Here is a 16,155-nt window from a genome sequence, read left to right as displayed (position 1 = left end):
GTTTTAAGACCTTTAGCCAGTTCAGCCGCAAGGGCTTTAAGTTTCTTTTCGTCCATAATTTGCCTGTCTCCGTTGTTGGAGTGAACATATCAAAAACAGGCAGATACACAATTTTAATTACAGTCTCTCGCCGTTTGAGGGGATAGCGCTACTTTATTATCGCTGCCATTTACCACGGTTTCGGCATCAACCGGCCAGTTGTGCATCTCCCAACCTAAGCCCTGATACATGCTGCCGATGCGCCAGTAGCGTGTTTGTGCGAGCTCAATTCCCTTACGTAATGTTGAAGAACCTACCTGTTCAGGCTTGATGTTTGCCTGTACCCAACTAGCCATATCTTCAATCGTTGTTTTCACGCCATAGGCTTCTGCATCCAGCATGCCCGGTGAAACGTGCACTGCCTTATCGTTACGGTAGCCCCATGCGTAGTTGTGCTCCTCAGATGCGGGCACTTTTATCCATGTATGCACAAGGTTTAACGGCTGGAATACGCGTCTGGACATTGCCTCTTCAAAGCTCATTCCTGATGGCTTCACCGCCAACGCGCCGAAGAGGCCGATGCTGGCATTAGCATAGAGACGAGTGGATCCCGGAGCCCATTGTGGCTGCCAGTTCTGGTAAAAGTGGAGTAAGGAAGCCTGGTTTGTGACTTCATCAGGAACCTGTAGCGGTAAGCCCCCTGCGGTATAGGTGGCAAGTTGCAGTAGGTTAATGTCTTTCCATTGCTTACCGGTGAGTGCAGGCCAGTACTTCGTTGCCGGGTCGCTTAGTTTTATTTCCCCACGGGCTACGCTATCGCCACCCAGAACACCGGTAAAGGTCTTACTGACAGAGCCGAGTTCAAACAATGTCTCTTTCGTGACCGGTAAATTTTTGGCGATATCAGCCTGACCGTACGTGAAGTAATAGGGTTTTCCCTGATAAATAACGGCGACGGCCATGCCGGGTATATTCTGCTCTTTGAGCAGGGGCTCAATGGTCTGATTGACTGTCTGAGCAATCTGTTGTTCGGTCAAAGCTTTCGTGGCAGCAAGCGTTGAGCAGGAGGCCGTGAGCATTAGCACACAGCAAAGTGTTTTTTTCATCATTGAATAGCTTCCATAAAGTGACACGACAGCATGCCCTGAACGACTCAATTTATCATCAGTCCTCATGAGTTTCTTAGCGAATATGTTTATGTGTCAGGCGGGAAGATACAAAGAAAAAGGCCTGCACATGGCAGGCCTTGTCACTGGAATGTTTAACTTTAGAGAGTGATGACACCAATAAAAGTCACAACAGTCAGAATGGCTGCAAGACCGTAGAACACCCACTTGCCAGATGGCACATGAATTTTCAGGTCATGCATGGCGTGGTGGATACGGTGCAAACCACACCACAGCGGCAGCACAATCATCAGGAAGATGAACAGGCGACCAATCAGGCTTTGTGAGAATGCCAGCACACGGTCATAGCCTAATGCATCGCCCGGGAAAAGCCCCAGCGGCAGCATGATGCCTATCAGCAGCACGATAACTGGCGCGATGATGGCGCCCCACATGCCGCCTGCGCCAAACAGACCCCAGAATACCGGCTCGTCGGAGCGTTTTGGATTTGGATTAATCATGACGTCCCCCTTACCAGAACAGTGCAATAAACAGAATGACGACCGTGGCGACAACTGTCACCGCCCACAACCCTTTAATCACTGGCTCCGGCCCCATTTTGTCATCTTTGATGATGATATTGGCGGCCTTTGGTGCCAGTTCAAACCAGGTTTTCGTATGCAACAACGCAGCCGCTAACGTGATCAGATTGAGGATAACCACGATAGGGTTCTGGAGGAAACTGACAAACCCTGCCCAGCTTTCCGGGCCACTTTTCAAAGAGAAAAGGCCGCACAGCAACAAGATGCTGAACCAGACGGTAGGCACAGCAGTTCCTTCACGAATCATATAAAAACGATAGAAACCCAGTTTTTTCCACCAGGTAGGGGTCATCGTCCGCACATATGGCTTACGTTTCGTAGTCATTTTGCACTCCTTAGCGTGGTTTCAGGGTAGCAATCAAAAAGTCTTTCGAACTTTCGACTTTACCCTGCTGGATGGCAGCGGCGGGATCGACGTGTTTCGGGCACACTTCGGAGCAGTAGCCCACGAAAGTACAGCTCCAGACGCCGTTCTGGCCGTTTAACTGCGCCATACGCTCTTTCTTGCCATGGTCGCGGTTATCCAGGTTGTAACGATGAGCAAGCGTGATTGCAGCCGGGCCAATAAACTCTGGGTTTAAACCAAACTGCGGGCATGCGGAATAACACAGGCCACAGTTGATGCAGCCCGAGAACTGATGGTATTTCGCCATTTGGGCTGGAGTCTGGGTATTTGGCCCCTGGTCTGGAGTACGCGAGTTGCCGATAATGTACGGCTTAATCGCTTCCAGGCTTTCGATAAAGTGGGTCATATCGACCACCAAATCGCGCTCAATAGGGAAGTTTGCCAGCGCTTCAACCTTCATGCCTTTGGTGTATTCGCGCAGGAAGGTTTTACAAGCCAGTTTAGGCACGCGGTTGACCATCATGCCGCAAGAGCCGCAGATAGCCATACGGCATGACCAGCGATAGCTGAGATCAGGTGCCAGGTTGTCTTTGATATAACCCAGCGCATCCAGCAGCGAGGTTTGCTCATCATAAGGCACTTCATAGATTGCACTGTGTGGCTCGTTATCCGTTTCCGGGTTGTAGCGCACCACTTCAATCTTCAGGGTCTTCATCGCATCAGCCATTAGACGCCTCCTTCTTCTTATCGGCCGCTTCTGATTCCGCACCGTAGACGCGTTTTGCCGGTGGCAGGGTGGTGATTTTCACATCGCTGTATTCCAGACGCGTAGTTCCATTCGCGTCACGGAAAGCGAGAGTGTGCTTCAGGAAGTTCACGTCATCACGCTCGGTGCAACCTTCGTCCAGACGCTGGTGCGCGCCGCGAGACTCTTTACGAGCCATCGCTGAGTGCGCCATACATTCGGCAACGTTCAGGCCGTGGCCCAGCTCGATGGTGTAGAGCAAATCAGTATTGAACACGCTGGATGTGTCAGTAATGCGAACGCGTTTGAAGCGCTCCTGCAGCTCAGCCAGCTTGTCTTTCGTTTTCTGCATCAGTTCTGGTGTGCGATAAATACCGCAACCTTCTTCCATGGACAGACCCATTTCATCGCGGATCTTCGACCAGTTCTCAGTACCTTCCTGATTCACCAGTTTCTTCAGGCGAGTTTCGACATCAGCCGCTTGTGCATTCAATGCAGCATCATTGGCGGGCTGTGCTTCGTTAGCACGACGCATCGCACCTTCACCTGCCAGGCGACCAAACACCACCAATTCTGCCAGAGAGTTCGAACCTAAACGGTTCGCACCATGCAGACCAACAGACGAACATTCGCCGACTGCGAATAGGCCTTTAATGCGTGATTCGCACTGACTGTCGGTTTCGATACCACCCATGGTGTAGTGCGCGGTAGGGCGAACAGGAATCGGCTCTTTAACCGGGTCGACGCCAACATACGCTTTTGCCAGTTCGCAGATAAACGGCAGACGTTCGAGAAGTTTTTTCTCGCCCAGGTGACGCAGGTCGAGATAAACCACATCGCCACGTGGCGTAGGAACGGTACGGCCTGCGCGCCATTCGTGCCAGAAGGCCTGAGAAACTTTGTCGCGCGGACCGAGTTCCATATATTTGTTGCGCGGCTCGCCCAGAGGGGTTTCAGGCCCCATGCCGTAATCTTGCAGATAGCGATAGCCGTCTTTGTTAACCAGAATACCGCCTTCACCACGGCAGCCTTCCGTCATCAGAATGCCGGAACCTGGCAGGCCGGTTGGGTGATATTGCACAAATTCCATATCACGCAACGGTACGCCGTGGCTCAATGCCATGCCCATACCATCGCCGGTCACGATGCCGCCGTTAGTGTTATAGCGATAAACACGACCAGCACCACCGGTTGCCATAACAACGGCGTTTGCGCGGATTTGTACCAGCGTGCCTTCCATCATATTCATGGCGACCAGGCCACGAGCAGCACCATCATCAACCAGGATATCGAGCACGAAGTGCTCGTCAAAACGCTGGATTTGCGGGAACTGTAATGAGGTCTGGAACAGGGTGTGGAGCATATGGAAGCCGGTTTTATCCGCGGCAAACCAGGTGCGCTCAATCTTCATGCCACCAAAACGGCGAACGTTCACTGAACCGTCCGGACGGCGGCTCCATGGGCAACCCCATTGCTCAAGCTGTGTCATTTCGGTTGGGCAGTTATGCACGAAGTAGTCGACTACGTCCTGCTCGCACAACCAGTCGCCACCGGAAACGGTGTCGTTGAAATGGTATTCGTAACTGTCGTGATCCTGCGTAACGGCAGCAGAACCCCCTTCGGCGGCCACGGTGTGGCTACGCATTGGGTAGACTTTGGAGATCAGAGCGATTTTGGCTTGTGGATTGGCTTGTACCGCCGCGATGGCTGCTCGTAAGCCCGCTCCGCCAGCGCCTATTATGGCAAGATCGGCTTGAAAGGTTTGCACGACATTCCTCCAGATTTTAGTTATTTCGCATAGCTAATTTAACCAAAGGTAGTTCACCGATACGGCGGCAGCTATAGCGAAAGGGTTTTCCCTGCTCCTTTGTAGGTAGCGGATTATAGCCGCAGGCTTTTTAAGGAAATTTGACGTGTTCGATTTTTTTGCTGTTCAGTTCAGCAATTAATTAGTAGTAGTGATGAGTTACGTCACGAAATTCACATTATCAGCGCCCTTGCCGCGTATACCCGTCGCCCTTCAAAATGCAGGGGTGTTGGCTACACTCACTCACCCGAATCACTTACTTCAGTAAGCTCATCGGGATTTGCTCGTTTGCCGCCGACCTGCATCTCGAAGTTTCTCGGGTATAAATGGTGGTGAAAATTTACTGCGCAAAATTTGTCTCCCTTATGCGATGCGGGTAGACTTCTCGGCCTTGTTTGAATACGGAGACTCCACCATGAGCGAAACGGCCACCTGGCAGCCGAGCGCATCCATCCCCAACCTGTTAAAACGCGCTGCGATCATGGCAGTCATTCGGCGTTTTTTTGCCGACCGCGGTGTACTGGAGGTGGAAACACCGTGCATGAGTCAGGCTACGGTAACGGACATTAATCTGTTCCCGTTTGAAACCCGTTTTGTGGGCCCAGGCCACGCTCAGGGCGTGAATTTGTACCTGATGACCAGCCCGGAATATCACATGAAACGCCTGCTGGCGGCGGGCATCGGCCCGGTATTCCAGCTGTGCCGTAGCTTCCGTAATGAAGAGATGGGTCGCCACCATAATCCAGAGTTCACTATGCTGGAGTGGTACCGCCCTTGCTACGATATGTATCGTCTGATGAATGAAGTTGATGATTTACTGCAACAGGTTCTGGAAACTGATGCCGCGGAGTCTCTCTCATATCAGCAGGCTTTCCAGCGCCATCTGGAAATTGACCCACTTTCTGCGGATAAAACGCAGTTGCGCGAAGTGGCGAAAAAACTCGATTTAAGCAACATTGCCGATCAAGAAGAAGACCGCGATACCTTGCTGCAGCTGCTGTTCAGCATGGGTGTTGAGCCACATATTGGTAAAGACAAACCGACGTTTGTTTATCACTTCCCGGCAAGCCAGGCAGCCCTTGCGCAGATCAGCACCGAGGATCACCGCGTTGCGGAGCGTTTCGAGGTTTACTTCCGAGGTATTGAGCTGGCGAATGGTTTCCACGAATTGACCGATGCGCGTGAGCAGCAGCAGCGTTTCGAGCAGGATAATCGCAAACGTGTTGCTCGCGGTTTGCCACAGCAGCCGATTGATGTGAATTTGCTGGAAGCACTCAAGGCAGGATTGCCAGATTGTTCAGGTGTTGCGCTAGGTGTGGATCGTTTGATTATGTTAGCGCTAAAGGCTGAAAGTCTGGCTGATGTGCTGGCGTTCCCGGTAGATAGGGCTTAAAAAAACGGTGGATAACGCTTGCGCTTATCCACCCTACAACTGCAGATTGATTTTCGTAGGTCGGATTAGCGTAAGCGACATCCGACTCTTCGTTACAAACTCCCCGGCGTACGTCCCGCTTTCCCCGAAGAAGTCACCGTCTTAGCACTACGTTGCCCGCCCAGACTATCCAGACGCATCTGGAATGGTGGGAATGGCAGCTCGATACCGTGTTCACGGAAACCTTGCAGAATGAGCTGATGAATTTCGTGGCGCAGTGGCATACGGTGGTTCATCTCAGCGGCATAAATTCGCAACTCAAAGATTTGAATACCCGCCTGTAAATCGACCAGGAAGGCTTCTGGTGCCGGGTTATCAATCACCAGCGAGCAGCGCTCGGCTGCCTGCAACAACACTTTCGTGACTTCCTCGCTGTTTGCATCAGACGGGGCCGGAACTGTGAGCACCACACGCGTGACTGAATCCGATAACGACCAGTTGATAAACTGCTCGGTGATAAACGCTTTATTTGGCACGATTATCTCTTTACGGTCCCAGTCGCTGATGGTGGTAGCACGGGTGTTGATCTTGGTGACGCTGCCGGTGAGATCGCGGATTGTCACGGTGTCACCAATACGAATCGGCTTCTCGAACAGAATTATCAGGCCAGAGATAAAGTTGGCGAAAATTTCCTGCAAACCAAAACCCAGACCAACACCGAGGGCCGCAACCAGCCACTGCAATTTCGACCACTCAATGCCAATCATTGAGAAACCGACCAGGGTGCCGACAAGCAGCAGCAGATATTTAGTTACGGTGGTAATGGCGTAACCCGTACCTGGCGCCAAATCCAGGTGCTGTAAGAGCGCAAGTTCGAGTAGTGCAGGGAGGTTACGTACCAGTTGCATGGTGATAATCAGCACCAGAATGGCAATTAACACTGAACCCAGGGTTATCGGCTCGATGCTTTCCACGCCTTGTACCGTTGAGGTCACATCCCACAAGGTGATGTTCTCAAGGAAGCCAAATGCAGAGTGGATTTCTGACCACAACACAATGACCGACAAAAGCGCAATCAGCATCAAAATCGAACGCACCAGACGCAGTGATTGCACGCTGATGGTATCCAGATCGATTTCAGGTTCTTCGATAGTTTCTGATGAGCCTTCATTGCTGTGGCTATGTGCAGCTTCTTCTTCACCACGCGCACGTTGGGCGAGTATTTCAGCACGGCGATGTTTAGCGCGGTCAAAGGCCAGGCGGCGGCGCTGAATCAGCATCCAACGGCGGAAGATATGGTACACAACGAGCAGTAAGAACCAGATAGCCACTGACGTTTCAAGCCTTGCCAGCAAGGCCTGTGCAGTTGCCAGGTAACCCACTGCCGCTGCAAGAATGGCGAGCAACGGGGCGGCAAGCAGCAGGTTCCACAAAATGGTGTTAGCGATGTTTTCGCTATTACCTTGTTTATCCAGATACAGCGGAATGCCCGCGCGTTTCAGGCTCAGGGTGACCAGTGCCATTGCACCGCAAATTAACATAAAGCATAGTCTGCCGAGAGAGCCGGAGAACTCCCGATCGTTCAGATTATCAAACATAATCAATGCCATAATCAGCGGCACGATTAAGCCGATGCTCATCAGGTAATAGCGCATGGCGCGGGCAACACGGTGCTGCGGCCAGCCAAAATGAACAATGAACAAACCATTTGGACGGGCGAACGTGGCGCAAATCATCACGGCCCACAGCAGCGGAACCGTGGCAGTCACCCCATCACCGATAGCTACTGCAAGGGGATACGGCCAGGCAGCTTGCAGCCCGTAGCCTAGCGTTGCCCAAAGAACGGGTAAAGGTAGAGCCACCAGAATCGACCAGAAAACGGTACGCAAGGTTAGGCTGAAGTGATCCTGAGTAACCTTACCCACCTTCGCACTCGAACGCTCAAGGAAAGCAGAAAAATGCCGGCGGGAGCTGACACTAAAGCCCACCAGTATCAATGCAGCGAACAGTGGCAGCAGTGTTTCCTTGCTGGTTAGCATCATAATGGTGGCACTGCCAAGCTGGCTGAAGGTGTCCATCGATACCAGACGACGCAAATCCTGCACAATCTCCACCGGCCAGGTGATGCCCATCGGGCTGACATCTGAGGTCCAGAACAGGTAACGGTGTGTTGCTTCGTTGACCTCTTTTAACGCATCTTCCAGTTGGCTATTCGCCACTTTCAGTTTGGTGAGCTCAAGAATCAGGTTATCGCCACCTTGCAGCAAGGAATTGAGCAGTTCGCGCTGGGTGCGCAATTGCGCTTCCAGAATACGGTTTTGCTCACTGGTGAGCTCCTGGCCATCGTTCTGACGAATCTGGCGTAATTGCTGCTGCTTGTTCATCAGGTCTTCATAATGCAGACGCTGTACACGCAGCTGGCCAAGTTCGGTATCCAGTTGCTGAGGCTTTGGCATTTCAGGTAAACGAGCTACCTGAGCGCGTAAGGCTTCACCCAACACATTCGACACGCCAAGCCATTGTGACTGTTCGCGCAGTGTGTTGAGTGCCTGACGCACTTGCAAGGTTTGGCTTGAGGCCTGGCGTTGCTGAGAGGCCACTAAATCCATACGCTGAGCCTGTTGATTCAACGCCTGGGATAATTCACGGTTATTTTTAAACTGGTCAACGATACCTGATGGCAGGTTGGCGCTACTTTCAGCCAGCAATTCTGTGCTTTCCAGGGCCTTTTCAGCTTCTCGCTGGCGCTGGTTATTCAACTGATTACGTAATGCCTGGAGATAGGCATCCAGGTGTTCGCTCTGTTTCTGGGCAAGCTCAGCGCGCAGGCGAGCAAGTTCCTGGCGGTTACTGGCTGACAACTGTGCCAGCTCCAGTTCATCGACCAGGGCTTTCAGGCGTGATGATTCAGCCTGTAAAGAGAGATTTTGTGCCTGCGCTAGCGGTGTGCTGGTGGCAGGCGGGGTACCCATCCGACGTTCCACCTCGTTTAACTGGCGGCGCGCATCGGTTTGCTGTTGAGGCAGTTGGCTGAGCGAATCGGTGATTTCTCTAGTGCGTTCCTGCTCTTGCTGTGCAAGGCGGCTTTTATCCAGTAATTGGCTGCTAACTTGCAGGATTTCCTGATTTAACGCATCGGTGCTCATGGTCTCTGGCACTTTTGGCGGTTCATCGCGCAGATTATTGATCTGCCGACGCAAGGTGTCAGAGAGTTTGGGGAAGTTATCGATAACTTGCTGGTATTGCGTGGCTCGTTCCAGCGAGACTTTGCGTTCATCAAGCGCGTTGAGCGCGGCCTGAAGTGCTTCCACGGTTTCAGGGCTACCAGGTTTGTCTTTTGCAGACTTAGCTTGTTCTAGTTCCTGGGAGATTTGTTTGGCGTCGGGGGCTGTGGCGGCATACGTCGGTAGACTAAGGCACCAGGCCATCAGAATTGTGATTATCAGGCGCACGTCAGTACCTTTAAGTGAACCAGCCCTCGTAGCGATGTGCAGAGGGCTGGGGTAGGAGAGTTAAACGTCTGGTTTGCTTTCCTGATCGGCAGCAACTTCCATTTCAGAAATCTCACTCACTGGCACTTCCGGTTCGATAACCGGCTCGGTAGAGATTGCCAGCGGCTCACCAATTTTGGTCGCAGACAGGCTTTGTAGCTGTTCAGCCAGGTTCACTTTACCTGGTGCAAACAAGTTAATGACTGTGGAACCGAGTTTGAAGCGACCCATTTCCTGGCCTTTCAGCAGCGCCACAGAGCCTTCGTTGTCCCCGGCAGGCCATGTCCAGCGTTTGATTACACCTTCACGCGGTGGCGTGATAGTACCTGCCCAAACGGTTTCGATGCTGCCTACAATTGTGGCACCCACCAGGATTTGCGCCATTGGGCCAAACTCGGTATCGAACAGACAGATAACACGTTCGTTACGTGCAAACAGGTTTGGCACGTTTTGCGCGGTTAAATGGTTTACGGAGAACAGGTCACCCGGTACGTAAATCATTTCACGCAAAATACCGTTACACGGCATGTGAACACGGTGGTAATCACGTGGTGACAGATAAGTGGTAACGAAGCTGCCGTTACGGAACAAATCAGCCATCAAATAGTTACCGGCAAGCAGAGCTTCCAGGCTGTAGTTGTGGCCTTTTGCCTGCAGGATTTTATCTTCTTCGATAGGACCTAACTGGCTCACAACACCGTCTGCTGGCATCACCAGTACATTTGGGTCGGTATTGATTGGACGAACATCGTCACGCAATGGGCGCACGAAGAATTCATTGAAGGTGCGATAGCTGGCGGTATCCGGCTTCTGAGCTTCCTTCATGTCGACTTTGTAGTATTTAACGAACAGGTCGATAACCAGTTTGGTCAACCAGCCAGCTCGTTTGCTTGCACCCCAACCTGCCAGGCGAGTCAGCCATAGTTTAGGCAGGATGTACTGGAGCGAAAGTTTAAAGTTGTCTAACAAGATAGCCTCCTGGCTAAGTACCCATATTTAGCGGGCATACACAAAAAGGAGCGCGATTTTAGCGATGCCCAGCTTAATTGTCAGCGGTCAGTATCGGAAAAGGTTTTACGCGATTTTACCTCGGACATACTTTCCAGTATGCGATGGTAATTTTCGAAACGCGTTTCGGCGATTTCCCCACGCTCAACAGCTTCGCGCAGCGCGCAGCCTGGATCGTTGGTGTGGCTACAGTCACGGTATTTGCAACGACCTAAATAGTCGTGGAATTCAGTAAACCCATGAGTGACTTGATCCGGCTCTAAGTGCCACAAACCAAACTCACGCACGCCTGGGGAGTCGATAACATCACCGCCGCCCGGGAAATGGTATAGGCGCGATGCCGTGGTGGTGTGCTGACCTAAGCCTGAGTTGTCAGAAACGTCATTCACCAGAATCTGGACTTCTTTGAACCCGAGCAGGTTATTGAGCAGACTCGATTTACCCACACCGGATTGCCCGGCAAAAATACTGACGCGGCCAATCAGGGCTTCTTCAAGCTCTTTCAGGCCTTCTACTTTATGGCTGGAAACCATCAACACGCGATAACCAATCTTGCGATAGATATCCATTTGCTCATTCACGAACTTCAGGCCAGCTTCGTCGAGCAGGTCGGTTTTGTTCAACACCAGCAACGGTTCTACTTCGAGGGTTTCGCACGCCACCAGATAACGGTCAATAATGTTCAATGACAGCTCGGGCAGAATGGCGGAAACCACAATGATTTGGTCGATGTTGGCGGCAATGGGTTTTACGCCGTCATAGAAATCAGGGCGTGTCAGGACAGTTGTGCGCTCGTGCACCGCATCAACAATGCCTTTTATGGTTACGCCAGCCGCAGCTTCTTTAGCTGGGCGCCAGACCACATTGTCGCCGGTTACCAGCGAACGGATGGTGCGGCGAATATTGCAGCGGTGAATGTCACCACCTGGTGATTCAACATCGGCATGTTGGCCGAAACGGCTGATTACGCGACCATCGCGCGGTTCGCCAAACTGAGAGTCGTCAGGATCGGCTTTCTCCACAGTCTGTTTAAGCCGACGCTGGTGGTTTGCTGAAACCCGGCGCTGCTGTCCTTTGGAGAGTTTATTTTTGCTCAATCTTACTGGCTCCTGGTCGCCCGTGGTGGGCAAAACCTCTATGATACACACTATTTTATACGAGTTAACCCATCGACAAGGGTGGGCGACGCACAAGAAGGGTGGAAAATAGCATGAGTGGAAATGAAAACAATCTGATTTGGATTGATTTAGAAATGACCGGCCTGGACCCCGAGCGGGATCGCATAATTGAAATTGCCACTCTGGTTACCGATGCCAATTTGAATATCCTCGCCGAAGGGCCAACGATTGCGGTTCATCAGTCTGACGAACAACTGGCGTTGATGGATGACTGGAATGTGCGTACCCATACTGGCAGCGGGCTGGTAGAGCGCGTGAAAGCAAGCACCATGGACGACCGTGCAGCTGAACTGGCGACACTTGAGTTCCTGAAGGAGTGGGTTCCCGCTAATAGTTCTCCAATCTGTGGTAACAGCATAGGCCAGGATCGTCGTTTCCTGTTTAAGTACATGCCTGAGCTTGAGGAGTACTTCCATTATCGTTATCTGGATGTCAGCACACTGAAAGAGCTGGCACGCCGTTGGAAACCTGAAATTTTGGCTGATTTCAAAAAGCAGGGTACCCATCAGGCGATGGATGATATCCGTGAGTCAGTGGCGGAACTTGCGTTCTACCGCGAGAACTTTATCAAGTTATAAGAAGTTGTTAGCCTCGGTCCTGTTTTTTTTCACTAACCCGAAAAAAGGCAGGATCGAACGATTCGCCTGATATTCGCTGGGAAAACAATCATTTTGTCGAATTAATCAGCATTCAAACAAAAAACGCAAAAAAAATCGTTTGAAGGCTTGCGACTAAAACGATTTCTCGTATAATGCGCCTCCCGTACCGATGCAGAATTTGCAGCGTTACACAGAGCGGGAATAGCTCAGTTGGTAGAGCACGACCTTGCCAAGGTCGGGGTCGCGAGTTCGAGTCTCGTTTCCCGCTCCAAATTTGATTTAAGCAGTACCACCAAATTCGATGGCTTTTAAGCATCAGCTTGAAAGACGAAGAATATGCGGGAATAGCTCAGTTGGTAGAGCACGACCTTGCCAAGGTCGGGGTCGCGAGTTCGAGTCTCGTTTCCCGCTCCAAAATTTGATTGGCTTTTATAAGCCACGCACCACCCAAGCGGGAATAGCTCAGTTGGTAGAGCACGACCTTGCCAAGGTCGGGGTCGCGAGTTCGAGTCTCGTTTCCCGCTCCAAATTCTAATATCCAGTACAAATTATCCACAACGCTAACCAGCGTCGGTGGTGGTTTTTACGTTCGCGATAAATTCTTGTAAACAGACTTATCCACAGCCTTCGTCTATTCACTTAGATCGCTAATTATTTCTTAAATTTTATAAGAATATTTTAACCATTTGATTAATATCATTTTTTTAATATTTGAGAATGTTGAGCGGATCGCTTGCAGTTTTTTTTTCGTTTGCAGGACAAGGCGTTCAAATTTTTATTCACATCCTGTGGACATGTCACGCATCACGTTTTAACCCCTTTTCAATCACACGGACCAGGCGCTGTTTCTGCGGGAGCTGGACTTCTGTAGCGTCCTCGCTTCGCTTGATTAATTGTTGCGCAATCGCCCAATCAATGTGCTCATCAAGAAGTGGGTGCTCACCTTTCCGTTGTTGCAACGTTTCCAGAATCGCCTCATCCCACGGTGCATTTCCCAATGCCACCGCAATATTTCGCAGCCAACGTAAATGGCCAATTCGACGAATCGCCGAACCTTCTGTCACGCGCAGGAAATATTCTTCACTCCAGGTGAACAACTCAGCCAGCTCCGGCGCATGCAACTTGGTGCGCGGGCTAAAGTCGTCTTCTGTGGTTAATTGTGAGAAACGGTTCCACGGGCAAATCAGCTGGCAGTCGTCGCAACCGTAGATTCGGTTGCCGATAAGCGGCCTGAACTCTTCCGGAATAGCGCCTTCAAGCTCGATAGTGAGATAAGAAATACAACGGCGGGCGTCAACAGTGTAGGGTTCTACAATCGCGCCAGTCGGGCAGATGGTCATGCAGGCCACACACCGCCCACACTTTTCCTCAATGGGTTTATCAATTGGCAGCGGAATATCGACTAACAGTTCGCCCAGGAAAAAGAACGAACCTGCTTCCTGGTTGAGGATTAGTGAGTGCTTACCTGTCCAGCCAAGCCCGGCTTTTTCAGCCAATGGGCGTTCAAGAATCGGCGCTGAATCCACAAAAGGTCTAAAATTCAGCGTGGAACAATGGGACTGGATTATTTCGCCCAGCTTTTTGAGCCGATTACGTAGCAGTTTGTGGTAGTCACGGCCAAGGGCGTAGCGGCTGATGTAACCAATTTTGGGGTTTTTGAGCGTGGAAGCAAAAGCCGCATTTGCGGGGAGATAGTTCATCCGCACGCTGATCACGCGCAAAGTGCCCGGCAGCAATTCGTGTGGTCGGGCACGCATCATTCCATGACGGGCCATCCAATCCATCTCGCCATGATATTGTTTATCCAGCCACATTTGGAGCGCAGGCTCGCTGGCAGAGAGATCGGTATCGGTTATGCCAACTTGTTGGAAACCGAGTTCGATACCCCACTGCTTGATATTTTGCGCTAATTGATTGAGATCGAGGGGCTGTGACATGACGGACCTGAGTCTAAAAATAACCGCCAAAAGTATACCACACTCAGTCTGGTCCGCAGACTGGCTGCGCACCGCAGAGAAACAGGCTGCGGATTACTTAGGGTTAACGCTATACGAATTGATGCAGCGGGCAGGGGCTGCGGCATTTAATCTCGCCCGGGAACTTTACCCACAAAGCCAGCACTGGCTGGTAGCGTGCGGGCATGGCAACAATGGCGGCGATGGCTATGTGTTAGCGCGTCTGGCACAGGCTGCTGGCGTGCGCGTTACGCTTGTCGCGCTGGAAAGCGATAAACCGTTACCCGAAGAAGCTGCCACAGCGCGTGATGCCTGGCTTGGTGCCGCAGGTCTTATCCATGCGCCGGAACATCCCTGGCCTGAGGATATCGACCTGGTGATTGACGGCATTCTTGGAACCGGGCTTGCGCACGCGCCACGAGATAACGTAGCCAGGCTTATCGAAAAGTGTAATCAGCATCCCGCTCCCGTTTTTGCGCTGGATATTCCTTCGGGCCTGCTCGCAGAAACCGGTGCAATTCCTGGTGCTGCGATTAACGCTGCGCACACGGTGACGTTTATTGCTCTCAAACCTGGGTTGCTGACCGGCAAAGCGCGGGATGTGGTCGGAAAGTTACATTTTCATGCCCTCGGTCTTGAAGCCTGGCTGGAAGGGCAAACCGCGCCGATCACCCGCGTGGACAGCGCACAGCTAAAAGGCTGGCTACCGCCACGCAAACCGACCTCGCACAAAGGCAGTAATGGGCGGCTGGTGATTATTGGCGGCGATCACGGCACGGCGGGTGCCATTCGCATGACGGGCGAAGCGGCGCTGCGCGCGGGCGCAGGTTTAGTCAGAGTGTTGACGCGTTCAGAAAACATTGCACCACTGCTGACTGCGCGGCCTGAGCTGATGGTTCAGGAACTCACGCCGCAGGCGTTGGATGAAAGCCTGGAATGGGCGGATGTGATTGTTATCGGCCCTGGACTTGGGCAGCAAGAATGGGGCAAAAAAGCCCTGGAAAAAGTAGAGAACAGCCGTAAACCGATGCTGTGGGATGCAGATGCGCTTAACCTTCTGGCAATCAATCCCGATAAACGTCAGAATCGCGTGATTACGCCGCATCCTGGCGAAGCCGCCCGGCTATTAAATTGCGCCGTATCACAAATTGAGAGTGACCGCTTACTTGCCGCAGACCGCCTGGTTAAACGTTATGGTGGAATTGTGGTCTTAAAAGGTGCCGGTACGATTGTTGCCAGCCAAAATGGCGAATGCGCCATTGTTGATGTGGGCAATGCCGGGATGGGAAGTGGCGGTATGGGGGATGTGCTATCCGGGATCATCGGAGCATTGCTGGCACAGAAGTTAACCCCGTATGATGCGGCATGTGCCGGATGTGTTGTACATGGCGCTGCTGCTGATGTGCTGGCTCAGCGCTTCGGTACACGTGGCATGTTAGCAAGCGACTTATTCTCGACGATGTACCCTTTTGTTAACCCGGATTTGAATAGCAAAGAAAATGATTAATCGAGTTATCGCATTACCTGATGAAACTGCGACCTTAGAATTGGGTGCGCGTCTGGCAAAAGCCTGTATTGGTGCCACAGTGATTCATCTGTATGGTGACCTGGGTGCGGGCAAGACGACATTCAGCCGTGGTTTTGTGCAAGCGTTGGGCCATAAAGGCAATGTTAAAAGCCCAACTTATACGTTGGTTGAACCGTATGAACTCGGCGATTTGATGGTGTATCACTTCGATCTCTATCGTCTTGCCGATCCAGAAGAACTCGAATTTATGGGAATTCGTGACTATTTCACCAATGACGCCATCAGTCTGGTGGAATGGCCGCAAAAAGGTCAGGGTGTGCTTCCAGAACCGGATGTCGAAATCCACCTAAGTTACCAGGCCGAAGGGCGCGAGGCGTGCCTGAAAGCAGTTTCCTCATCTGGTGAGTCGTTACTGGCGCGGTTTGCCAAATAACAAGGA

12 protein-coding genes, 3 tRNA genes and 1 pseudogene are annotated in these 16,155 nt (G+C 51.7%); 7 read left to right on the top strand and 9 right to left on the bottom strand.

The genetic code is table 11. From position 1 onward, the window contains the following. Positions 1–116 precede the first annotated feature (116 nt). The 5 genes and pseudogenes from ampC to frdA all read right to left on the bottom strand — a co-directional run. Positions 117–1,088: pseudogene (gene ampC, locus LVQ79_RS16140) on the bottom strand (class C beta-lactamase); the annotation flags it as partial. Positions 1,089–1,246: 158 nt separating this feature from the next. After that, positions 1,247–1,606, bottom strand: a complete 360-nt coding sequence (frdD, locus tag LVQ79_RS16135; protein ID WP_232865701.1) for a fumarate reductase subunit FrdD — start codon at positions 1,604–1,606, stop codon at positions 1,247–1,249. A 10-nt stretch (positions 1,607–1,616) separates the two neighbouring features. Further along, positions 1,617–2,012 (bottom strand): fumarate reductase subunit FrdC, encoded by a 396-nt coding sequence (frdC, locus tag LVQ79_RS16130; protein ID WP_034461133.1) that lies wholly within the window; start codon positions 2,010–2,012, stop codon positions 1,617–1,619. Positions 2,013–2,022: 10 nt separating this feature from the next. Next, a complete protein-coding gene (locus tag LVQ79_RS16125; protein ID WP_370639863.1) occupies positions 2,023–2,748 on the bottom strand; it encodes a succinate dehydrogenase/fumarate reductase iron-sulfur subunit in 726 nt (241 codons plus the stop codon). A 4-nt stretch (positions 2,749–2,752) separates the two neighbouring features. Further along, positions 2,753–4,546: a fumarate reductase (quinol) flavoprotein subunit gene (gene frdA / locus LVQ79_RS16120; protein WP_232865699.1), complete on the bottom strand. Its 1,794-nt coding sequence runs from the start codon at positions 4,544–4,546 to the stop codon at positions 2,753–2,755. Between the two features lie 454 nt (positions 4,547–5,000). Here frdA and epmA point away from each other — a divergent pair, with 454 nt between their 5' ends. Beyond that, the gene (epmA, locus tag LVQ79_RS16115) at positions 5,001–5,978 is read left to right on the top strand and encodes an elongation factor P--(R)-beta-lysine ligase (RefSeq protein WP_151994117.1); all 978 of its coding nucleotides are present in this window, start codon (positions 5,001–5,003) and stop codon (positions 5,976–5,978) included. A gap of 92 nt (positions 5,979–6,070) precedes the next feature. Here the strand turns inward: epmA and mscM are convergent, their stop codons facing one another. From mscM to rsgA, 3 genes are all read right to left on the bottom strand, one after another. After that, positions 6,071–9,409, bottom strand: coding sequence for a miniconductance mechanosensitive channel MscM (gene mscM, locus LVQ79_RS16110; RefSeq protein ID WP_232865698.1), 3,339 nt, complete (start codon positions 9,407–9,409; stop codon positions 6,071–6,073). Positions 9,410–9,469: 60 nt separating this feature from the next. Then, on the bottom strand, positions 9,470–10,417 hold the full coding sequence (asd, locus tag LVQ79_RS16105; protein ID WP_034461140.1) for an archaetidylserine decarboxylase: 948 nt from the start codon (positions 10,415–10,417) through the stop codon (positions 9,470–9,472). Between the two features lie 80 nt (positions 10,418–10,497). Further along, positions 10,498–11,553 (bottom strand): small ribosomal subunit biogenesis GTPase RsgA, encoded by a 1,056-nt coding sequence (rsgA, locus tag LVQ79_RS16100; RefSeq protein ID WP_232865697.1) that lies wholly within the window; start codon positions 11,551–11,553, stop codon positions 10,498–10,500. 113 nt (positions 11,554–11,666) lie between these two features. Here rsgA and orn point away from each other — a divergent pair, with 113 nt between their 5' ends. The 4 genes from orn (at position 11,667) to LVQ79_RS16080 (ending at position 12,760) form a co-directional block, all read left to right on the top strand. Beyond that, positions 11,667–12,212, top strand: a complete 546-nt coding sequence (gene orn, locus LVQ79_RS16095; RefSeq protein ID WP_034461152.1) for an oligoribonuclease — start codon at positions 11,667–11,669, stop codon at positions 12,210–12,212. Positions 12,213–12,428: 216 nt separating this feature from the next. Then, positions 12,429–12,504: transfer RNA gene (locus LVQ79_RS16090), tRNA-Gly, on the top strand. Between the two features lie 67 nt (positions 12,505–12,571). Then, positions 12,572–12,647, top strand: a tRNA-Gly gene (locus tag LVQ79_RS16085). Positions 12,648–12,684: 37 nt separating this feature from the next. Further along, a tRNA-Gly gene (locus tag LVQ79_RS16080) sits at positions 12,685–12,760 on the top strand. Between the two features lie 270 nt (positions 12,761–13,030). Here the strand turns inward: LVQ79_RS16080 and queG are convergent. Further along, a complete protein-coding gene (queG, locus tag LVQ79_RS16075) occupies positions 13,031–14,170 on the bottom strand; it encodes a tRNA epoxyqueuosine(34) reductase QueG (protein WP_232865696.1) in 1,140 nt (379 codons plus the stop codon). On the opposite strand from queG, the gene nnr reads away from it, so the two are divergent. Both nnr and tsaE read left to right on the top strand, forming a co-directional pair. After that, positions 14,169–15,695, top strand: coding sequence for a bifunctional ADP-dependent NAD(P)H-hydrate dehydratase/NAD(P)H-hydrate epimerase (gene nnr, locus LVQ79_RS16070; protein ID WP_232865695.1), 1,527 nt, complete (start codon positions 14,169–14,171; stop codon positions 15,693–15,695). The genes queG and nnr overlap by 2 nt on opposite strands. Beyond that, a complete protein-coding gene (tsaE, locus tag LVQ79_RS16065; protein WP_034461161.1) occupies positions 15,688–16,149 on the top strand; it encodes a tRNA (adenosine(37)-N6)-threonylcarbamoyltransferase complex ATPase subunit type 1 TsaE in 462 nt (153 codons plus the stop codon). The genes nnr and tsaE overlap by 8 nt, the downstream gene beginning before the upstream one ends. Positions 16,150–16,155 lie beyond the last annotated feature (6 nt).

This window comes from Buttiauxella cochleicola, from assembly GCF_021282405.1.
Classification (GTDB): domain Bacteria; phylum Pseudomonadota; class Gammaproteobacteria; order Enterobacterales; family Enterobacteriaceae; genus Buttiauxella; species Buttiauxella massiliensis.
This window is presented reverse-complemented; position numbering and strand designations above follow the sequence as displayed.

What these genes read in the sequence shown, in the direction of transcription:
- frdD (WP_232865701.1), bottom strand. Translation starts at nt 1,606, where the DNA reads ATGATTAATCCAAATCCAAAACGCTCCGACGAGCCGGTATTCTGGGGT.
- frdC (WP_034461133.1), bottom strand. Translation starts at nt 2,012, where the DNA reads ATGACTACGAAACGTAAGCCATATGTGCGGACGATGACCCCTACCTGG.
- LVQ79_RS16125 (WP_370639863.1), bottom strand. Translation starts at nt 2,748, where the DNA reads ATGAAGACCCTGAAGATTGAAGTGGTGCGCTACAACCCGGAAACGGAT.
- epmA (WP_151994117.1), top strand. Translation starts at nt 5,001, where the DNA reads ATGAGCGAAACGGCCACCTGGCAGCCGAGCGCATCCATCCCCAACCTG.
- orn (WP_034461152.1), top strand. Translation starts at nt 11,667, where the DNA reads ATGAGTGGAAATGAAAACAATCTGATTTGGATTGATTTAGAAATGACC.
- nnr (WP_232865695.1), top strand. Translation starts at nt 14,169, where the DNA reads ATGACGGACCTGAGTCTAAAAATAACCGCCAAAAGTATACCACACTCA.
- queG (WP_232865696.1), bottom strand. Translation starts at nt 14,170, where the DNA reads ATGTCACAGCCCCTCGATCTCAATCAATTAGCGCAAAATATCAAGCAG.
- tsaE (WP_034461161.1), top strand. Translation starts at nt 15,688, where the DNA reads ATGATTAATCGAGTTATCGCATTACCTGATGAAACTGCGACCTTAGAA.